Raw genomic sequence first — 4,790 nt, forward strand, 5'->3', positions numbered from 1 at the left:
TACCTGATAAGCCCAATCGTACTCTGCCAGAAGGTGCTTCATCAAGGCTTGCTCGACCACTTGGACTTGACGCAGTTGATCTGCCTCCAAGGCATAGGCCGTCCCTTGCAAGAGATTAGCACGCGCTTCTGCATCGGAGCTATTCAGAAGGGCATCAAACTGAGCCGGGCTCAAAAAACTAGCTTCACGTACACTAATCCCGGTATTTACTTGAGAATACGTCCGTTCACTCATAGCCCCTCCTAGTTTTTCTCTTCTTTAAAAATGCTGGCTGCCATATGGAAGCTTTGATCCTCCCGCACAGCATCAACCAAATCACGGTAGAGGTAGCTGGCATCCACTTTGCCAAAGGAAAGGACAAAACCAGCCTCTTGGGCAAGCGTTTCTTTTGCTAATTGAAGCTGTGGATAGGCCTCTATCAAATCCTGACGATCTTGATCTGTCATTTTTTCTGCCGTCACAGCACCAAACGTTAAGAGCATTGCTTGATCTGCATAGCGAGGAAGAATGCGATGCAGAAATGCGAGCTCTTCTTGGCGTGACCAAGTCGCCATTTTCTGGTAGGCATCCGCAAACAACTCTTTTAAGACCCGTTGCTTGGTGACCAATGTTGATTGGCGCTTTTGATTTTCTATTTGTTGGCTTTCACGTTGCAAGCGGCGCTCAATGGTCTGCAATTGAACCGCCCGTTGGTGTAACTTTTCTTCTACCAAACGAGCTTCCTGCAACTGGGACTCTGCTTGAACCTTGGCCGTCGCTTCTGCCACTAATTTCCGGCCTTTTTCATGGGCCTGTTCAAGGATGGAATCCTTTAATTGGGAATAATCCGTCATTGTTTTTATTTCCTCCTTTGGAGTTCTTCGCCACCGATAATAGACGAAGAGAACATTCCTCTTCTTTGACTGAGGTGTGTCTAGATTAGCCGACGCGAAGAGTCAAAAGGAAGGACACAACGAAGGCCAAGATGGCATAGGTTTCAACCATGGCCGCAAGGATAACCCCTTTCATCATGTCTTCTGGGCGTTTTGCCAAGATTTGCATCCCAGCAGTTGCGACATTTCCTTGGTGTTTCGCTGAGAAATAGCCGACAATCGCTACTGGAAGGGCTGTGAAGAAGTAAGCAACTCCTGTTTCAAGAGCCATATCTGGCTTAATTTGCAACCAAATCAAGATCCCGATAACGAAACCGTACAAACCTTGTGTACCTGGCAACAATTGCAAGATCAAGGCTTGGGCAAATTTTTCTGGCTGTTCTTTCAAGAGTGCGGCAGCTGCCTGACCAGTCTTACCAACACCGAGGGCTGAACCCATTCCACTAAGAGCCACTGCAATGACTACACCAAGTGCTGCAAAGAAGGCACCCCCATGGGTTGAGAAATATGAAGCTAAAGATTCCATGAATATACTCCTATAAAATTTTTTATGATTGATTTACTGAATTATTTTTTTGTTTTGACATAGCGTTCCGACGGTTTTAGAGGTCGGAAGGGCTTGCCACCACCCTCGTAGAACTTGCCAAAGAACTCGACAAAGATCAAACGCGCTCCATGCACATAGCCTGATAAAAAGGACAGGAACATGTTGATGGCATGGAGGAGGACAAAGAGGACAAGGCCGACGGTGAATCGTCCCAGGGTTGGGAAGAGATTGATAATCAAGTTAAAGGCTGAACCGATACTGGCCCCTGATAAACCAAGCGCCATCAAACGAGTAAAGCTGACCAAGTCTCCGACATAGCCACTGACGTTGTAAAGATTAAAGAGACCTGCTGCAAGTCCTGATAATTTCTTTGCACTAACAATGGACACGACCAAAATGCCAATCGCATTGAGAATGGCTAGCCACTGGCCAATGGGGACTAGATAGGATAAACCTGGTAGGATGTTTCCGACTGCTAAGAGCATCAAGCCTAACAAGATCAAGACCCAGGCAAAGCCTGCGTTGTAGGCTTCCGTATAGTCTTTCAGGCGAACGTTTTTCATTCCACCTAGGAAGAGACCGACCAAAACGGTGATGAAACCAAAGACAACCGATAGGATCAAGATAGTCATGGCATTGGTCGTCGTACTGATCAAAGCAAAGGGCATCTCAAAGCCGAAGAAGGAACCGTAGACGACTCCCCAAAGGGCTACCGAGATTCCTAAGAGGCAGAAAAATCGAAGGTTTTTTGCTGCGCTCGGCTGAAGCTGGAAAGCTTTTAGAGCAAAGCCAGTTGCCAATGTCAACAAGAGACCATAGCCGATATCTGCTACCATCATGCCGAAGAAAACAAAGTAGAAGAGGGAGACGATTGGGGTCGGATCTTTCTCGTAATACTTGGGCAAGGCATACATCTCTGTCACTAACTCGAAGGGCTCCACCAAGGCATTGTTTTTCAGCTTGATGGGCACCTGGTCCCATTCTTCTTGAGCGACTTCACGTGTCTGCAAGACGACTTGGTTCCCAAACTCCTTTTGAAGTTTGGCTTTTAAAGCTTCTAGTTGAGTAGTTTCAATCCATCCCTCTAGGGCAACCAAATGAGCTGTACTGGCAAGAGAGCCTTTGGCCTCTTCCCGGGCTCCTAGACTCAAGACATAATCGAGTTGATACTTGAGCTGGTTGAGGTCTTCCTTGGCTTGACTGAGCGTTTCCAACGTAGCTGCTTCGACAGCACCTTGTTCTTTGATTTCTCTCTTGAGTTGCTCCAAACGTTCTTTTGGTAGCGTTTCTCCTTGGTAATCAAACTCTTTGAAATGCGAACTGGTCAGCGTATCTTGAAGGTCTGTTAAATCCCCAGACTTATACAAGACTACCACCCCATGCTCCGTTTCCGAGCTAAAGACCACATCGACCTCTACATCTGGATGAGCCAGCAAGGCTTGTCGCGCCTGATCCTGTTCACTATTCGGAATGGTACCGATTAAACCACGAACATAACGGAAACGCTTGAGCTGGTCAGGTGTTGTCGTCAAGGCAGCCCATTTTTCTAAAGAGGCGATTTCCTCTTGGGCTTGCTGGATGCGATCCCGAGCCTTTGCTAAGACAGCCAATTGTTTTTGTACGGACTGTAAGAGACGTTGCTCATCACGGATAAGTCCATGGGACTCTAGCTCTTGGAAAGACAAAGACAAAGGAGCTTCTTTCAGTTTTTCTAATCCCTTCTTCTGAGGAATGAAAGGCTCCAGGGCCTGAATAGCCTTTTCTAACTGCTCTTCCCGACGTCTTAGTTCATCCATTCTTAGAGCTGATCCTTTGGACCCATCACTCGTCTGAAAGGCAACTTGCCAATCCTCTTGCTCGCTCAAATCATAGATTTGGACGGATTCCTCTGACTGGAGCGACAAGAGAAGCTCGTCCATTAGATTTGTGGGCAAAACCAGAGAAAGGTGTTGCATTGGACTAATTGCCATAGGTTGCTACCACCTTTTCTACAATTTCGTCTACCAAAGCTGAGCGCTTATCTGTCATAGCTTGCTGCACCTTTTCGTCATTGCGTTGACTGGTCACTGCCAGGTCTGCTTCCAAGCTAGCAATCGTCGCTTTCGAGGACTCTTCCCGCTCTGCGACCAGCTTAGCAGTTTCTTTGTCGTAGGATGCTGCTACCTCCTGTAGGTGATCACCTAGCTGTTGGCGCAAATCTTGGACCTGATCCTCGTAACTTGCGACAACGGCTTCTGCCGCCATTTCAATCTCTTGCATCATTTCGAGAGTTGCGTTGGCCATCACTCCACCTCCTTACCTCTTCCTTTATGAGAAGGAACAAATTCTTGTGTAAATTATAACATATTTCATCAACTTTTTTCAGCGTCTTTCCTTTGTTTCCAGAGGTTATTTTTTTAACAAAGGTGATTCAAAAAAGATGCGGATTCTGTTCCTTCTTTCAGTCGTTCGCTGGTCGTATTCCTTGTATATCCCGGTTTTTTATGTTATACTGTGAAATATATTATAGGATTTTCTCCGGGTGTAACCTCGGTTGAAAGGAGGACTGCTGTGAAACAAGATCGTGATCTCCGAAGCATTATTAAGAGCCATCAAGAAGAAATGACGGAGCTAGAGCTAGACATTGCCCGCTATTTTTTATCTCCTGAAGCGCAGCAACACTCTCTTTCCTCGTCTAGAGTGACGGAACTTTTGCATGTATCAAAAGCTGCTTTGACCCGTTTTTCCCAAAAGTGTGGCTTCACAGGCTACCGGGAATTTATATATCACTTTAACGAAGAAACCAAATCTCAAAAGCAACAATCCCCGCACGGCGAATTAACACAGGATGTCTTGCGTCGCTACCAGCAGGTCCTTCAGGCTACAGAAACCCTAGCAAAAGACGAGCAAATCAAAGAAGTCGCTAACTTAATCACTCAAGCAGATCGGGTCTACTTCTTTGGAAAAGGAAGCTCAGGATTGGTGGCTTCTGAGATGAAACTTCGCTTCCTTCGACTGGGCGTTGTTTGCGAAGCCTTAACCGATCAAGACGGCTTTGCATGGACGACCAGTATCTTGGATAAATCCTGCCTGGTCATTGCCTTCTCTCTATCGGGAACTACCCGCTCGATTATCCATAGCCTCCTGGATGCTCAAGAAATGGGAGCAAAAACCGTTCTTCTTACTGCTCAACCAGACGCTATCAAAGAGGACTTTACGGAAATTTTACCAGTTGCTCCCCTACCTGGAAGCACCTATATTGACCGTATTACAGCAACCCTTCCCTTCTTAACCACGATTGATTTAATCTACGCTCACTTTCTTGAAATGGATCGGGAGCGCAAGGAGAAAATTTTCAATAGCTATTGGGAAAACAAAAAACTCAATGGCTA

The 4,790-nt window shown here is 46.3% G+C and carries 6 protein-coding genes; 1 reads left to right on the plus strand and 5 read right to left on the minus strand.

Translation table 11 applies throughout. The features are described 5' to 3' along the window. The 5 genes from ACLOR3_RS09150 to ACLOR3_RS09170 form a co-directional block, all read right to left on the minus strand. A partial coding sequence (locus ACLOR3_RS09150; RefSeq protein ID WP_412037161.1) for a V-type ATPase subunit occupies positions 1-234 on the minus strand: 234 nt, incomplete at its 3' end. A gap of 8 nt (positions 235-242) precedes the next feature. Then, positions 243-833, minus strand: a complete 591-nt coding sequence (locus ACLOR3_RS09155; protein ID WP_411400927.1) for a hypothetical protein — start codon at positions 831-833, stop codon at positions 243-245. An 85-nt stretch (positions 834-918) separates the two neighbouring features. Beyond that, the gene (locus ACLOR3_RS09160; RefSeq protein WP_342992204.1) at positions 919-1,398 is read right to left on the minus strand and encodes a V-type ATP synthase subunit K; all 480 of its coding nucleotides are present in this window, start codon (positions 1,396-1,398) and stop codon (positions 919-921) included. 41 nt (positions 1,399-1,439) lie between these two features. Continuing rightward, the gene (locus tag ACLOR3_RS09165) at positions 1,440-3,389 is read right to left on the minus strand and encodes a V-type ATP synthase subunit I (protein ID WP_411400928.1); all 1,950 of its coding nucleotides are present in this window, start codon (positions 3,387-3,389) and stop codon (positions 1,440-1,442) included. After that, complete coding sequence (locus tag ACLOR3_RS09170; protein ID WP_048717115.1) at positions 3,379-3,702, minus strand: hypothetical protein; 324 nt, start codon at positions 3,700-3,702, stop codon at positions 3,379-3,381. Before ACLOR3_RS09170 ends, ACLOR3_RS09165 begins: the two co-directional genes overlap by 11 nt. 318 nt (positions 3,703-4,020) lie before the next feature. Here ACLOR3_RS09170 and ACLOR3_RS09175 point away from each other — a divergent pair. Beyond that, positions 4,021-4,790: MurR/RpiR family transcriptional regulator (locus ACLOR3_RS09175; RefSeq protein WP_412037173.1), on the plus strand; the 770-nt coding region annotated here is incomplete at its 3' end.

The organism is Streptococcus intestinihominis, from assembly GCF_046824975.1.
Taxonomy (GTDB): domain Bacteria; phylum Bacillota; class Bacilli; order Lactobacillales; family Streptococcaceae; genus Streptococcus.

Coding starts and splice junctions, on each gene's coding strand:
- ACLOR3_RS09155 (WP_411400927.1), bottom strand. CDS start 833: ATGACGGATTATTCCCAATTAAAGGATTCCATCCTTGAACAGGCCCAT.
- ACLOR3_RS09160 (WP_342992204.1), bottom strand. CDS start 1,398: ATGGAATCTTTAGCTTCATATTTCTCAACCCATGGGGGTGCCTTCTTT.
- ACLOR3_RS09165 (WP_411400928.1), bottom strand. CDS start 3,389: ATGGCAATTAGTCCAATGCAACACCTTTCTCTGGTTTTGCCCACAAAT.
- ACLOR3_RS09170 (WP_048717115.1), bottom strand. CDS start 3,702: ATGGCCAACGCAACTCTCGAAATGATGCAAGAGATTGAAATGGCGGCA.